Raw genomic sequence first — 2886 nt, forward strand, 5'->3', positions numbered from 1 at the left:
GTTCCGCGATGCATCACGACGGTCCGCCGAGCGAACTGCTCCGCCTCTTCGAGGTAGTGGGTGGCGAAGACGATCGTGCGGCCGGCGTCGGCATCCGCACGCATCACGTCCCAGAAGTGGCGGCGGGCCGTGACGTCCATCCCCGCCGTCGGCTCGTCGAGCACCAGGATGTCGGGGTCGGAGATCATCGCGAGCGCGAACTTCACGCGCTGCTGCTCGCCACCCGAGCACTTCGACACCCGTCGGCGGGCGAGAGCGGTGAGGTCGGCGCGCGCCATGACCTCGTCGACCCTCCCCCGCGCCTCGTCTCCGTAGAGGGAGGCGATGAGGCGCACGGTCTCCCCGACGGTGAGGTCGCCCAGCAATCCGCCCGTCTGCAGCACGGCGCCGATCGCACCGCTGGAGGTCGCACGATCCGGAGTCACCCCGAGCACGCGGACGGTGCCGCTGCTCGGTTCGGTGAGGCCCAGCAGCATGTCGAGCGTGGTCGTCTTGCCTGCCCCGTTCGGTCCCAGCAGTGCCACGACCTCGCCCCGCCGGATGGACAGGTCGACCCCGTCCACGGCCTGCACACGGCGCTCCCCTGCGCCGAAGTGTCGTCTCACGGCGCTGAGCTCCAGCACCACGGGGTCATCGATCGGGGCAGCGGAAGCCGGTCGCGCGATGACCCGCGTCGCCGATCCGTCCCTAGAGGTGTCGTCCATGCCTCCAGCCTCGTCCGATGCCGACGAGGAGTCCGGAGGGCGGTGTCATCTCCTCGACGTGACACGTGTCATGTCGAGACCCTCGGCTCATCGTGCCGGGAGCAGCGCCCCCTCGAGGAATTCGGAGAGCTCTGCCGTGTCGTCCAGCGGCAGGATCGCCGCCACGTACTGGTCGGGGCGCACCACGACCACCACACCGTCGCGCGAAAGCTCACGCGCTGCGAAGATGTCGGTCTCCGTCCACTTGCTGGGGCCCGCCGCGTAGACCTTCTCCCAGTCGGTGAGTCCGAGCGGGCCGGTCTTCGGCTGGAACAGCTCGGGTGCCGAGGTGACCTCGACCTCCTCGAAGGGCTGCTGGTAGACGGCCTTGACGTCGAAGATCGCATCCACGTCGGCATCCGTCGGAGTGAAGCGCGCGAACAGCGGAGCGGCCTGCTCCGCCCAGGCGGCGAGCGCCTCGCCGGTGCGGTCGCCGAACGCGTACACGCGCCAGCGCCCGTCGGCCTTCGCGTGGTGTCCGAGGTGCACCACATTGCCGTCGCCGACGCGCACGACCTCGGCCGACTTGAACCGCTTGCCCAGCGGGTAGCCGGGCGCCAGCGCCTGGTGCGCGGCGGTCCCCGTGATCATCGAGGAGGTGTACTGCGTCATGAACCCGGACGGGAACTCGGCCGTTGCGAGGTAGTACGTGGCCAGTTCGTTGGGGTCGGAGATCTCCTCGGGCTTGCGGGCCATCAGGCTCGACCATTCGCGGTCGAAGTCGATCAGCTGCTGGGCGACGGGGCGTCGCTCGGCGCCGTACGTGGCCAGGAGCGCCTCGGGAGCGCGGCCCGTGAGCACAGACCCGAGCTTCCATCCGAGGTTGAAGCCGTCCTGCATGGAGACGTTCATGCCCTGCCCGGCCTTGGCGCTGTGCGTGTGGCAGGCGTCGCCGGTGAGGAACACGCGGGGTGTGCGTCCGGAGCCGTCGATGACGTCGTCGAAGCCGTCGGTCACGCGGTGGCCGACCTCGTACACGCTGTGCCAGGCCACTTCGCGCACGTCGAGCGTGTACGGGTGCAGGATCGCGTTGGCGCGACGGATGATCTCCTCGATGGGCGTCTGGCGCACCCGGTGGTCGTCGTCCTCCGCGACCTCGCCGAGGTCGATGTACATGCGCGAGAGGTATCCGCCCTCGCGCGGGATGTGCAGGATGTTGCCCGCCTCCGAGTTGATGGCGCACTTGGTGCGCCAGTCCGGGAAGTCGGTGTTCACGAGCACGTCCATCACACCCCAGGCATGCGCGGCGGAGGCGCCGACATGCGTGCGGCCGATGGCCTGTCGCACACCGCTGCGTGCGCCGTCGCACCCGGCGACGAACTTCGCGTGGATCGTGCGTTCTTCGCCCGCGCGCTCACCGGCGACGTAGCGGATCCCCACCTCGACCGGGTACTCCCCCTCGTCGTGGACCGTGAGCCCGGTGAACTCGATCCCGTAGTCGGGCACGATCCGCCCCGGGCCGTTGGCCGCGGCTTCGGCGAAGTAGTCGAGCACGCGCGCCTGGTTCATGATGAGGTGCGGAAACTCGCAGATGTCGTAGGCGTAGTCGGCCGTCCGGGAGGTGCGGACGATCTCGTCGCGCTTGTCGGGGTTCGGGCCCCAGAAGTTCATCCAGCCGATGTTGTAGGCCTCGGCGATGATCCGCTCGGCGAACCCGAACGCCTGGAACGTCTCGACGCTGCGCGGCTGGATGCCGTCGGCCTGGCCGAGCGGGAGGCGGCCGTCGCGCTTCTCGATGATGCGGGTGGAGATCTCGGGGTACTGCGCCATCTGGGCGGCCAGCAGCATTCCTGCAGGCCCCGATCCGACGATGAGCACGTCGATCTCGTCAGGGAGGTCGGTGGGGCGGGCTGAGCCGATGCCGGCGGCGTCCTGCACACGCGGGTCAGCGGACACATAGCCGTGGTGGTGGAACTGCATCGTCGTCGATTCCTTCCGGACGTCTTCGTCGGGTCAAGCGCGTCGGGTCAAGCGCGTCGGGTCATACGCTTCGGGTCGTGTGTGAGGAGCTCTTGCGCGAAGAACAGGCGTGTTCTATATTCGAACAGAGAGTTCTACTATTGAACACAGCCTAAACCGCGCCGTCCGTCATCGCAAGGGAGTGCCCCCATGCCCGGCAGCACCACCTCTCCCGCTTCGCAGA

General features: G+C 68.6%; 2 protein-coding genes. Both read right to left on the reverse strand.

Going from position 1 to position 2886, the window contains the following annotated elements; genetic code table 11:
- A partial coding sequence (locus DSP71_RS02875) for an ABC transporter ATP-binding protein (protein ID WP_258546233.1) occupies positions 1-704 on the reverse strand: 704 nt, incomplete at its 3' end.
- An 87-nt stretch (positions 705-791) separates the two neighbouring features.
- Complete coding sequence (locus tag DSP71_RS02880; RefSeq protein ID WP_113680321.1) at positions 792-2663, reverse strand: FAD-dependent monooxygenase; 1872 nt, start codon at positions 2661-2663, stop codon at positions 792-794.
- Positions 2664-2886 lie beyond the last annotated feature (223 nt).

It is taken from the genome of Microbacterium sp. H6 (genome assembly GCF_003314775.1).
GTDB lineage: Bacteria > Actinomycetota > Actinomycetes > Actinomycetales > Microbacteriaceae > Microbacterium > Microbacterium oxydans.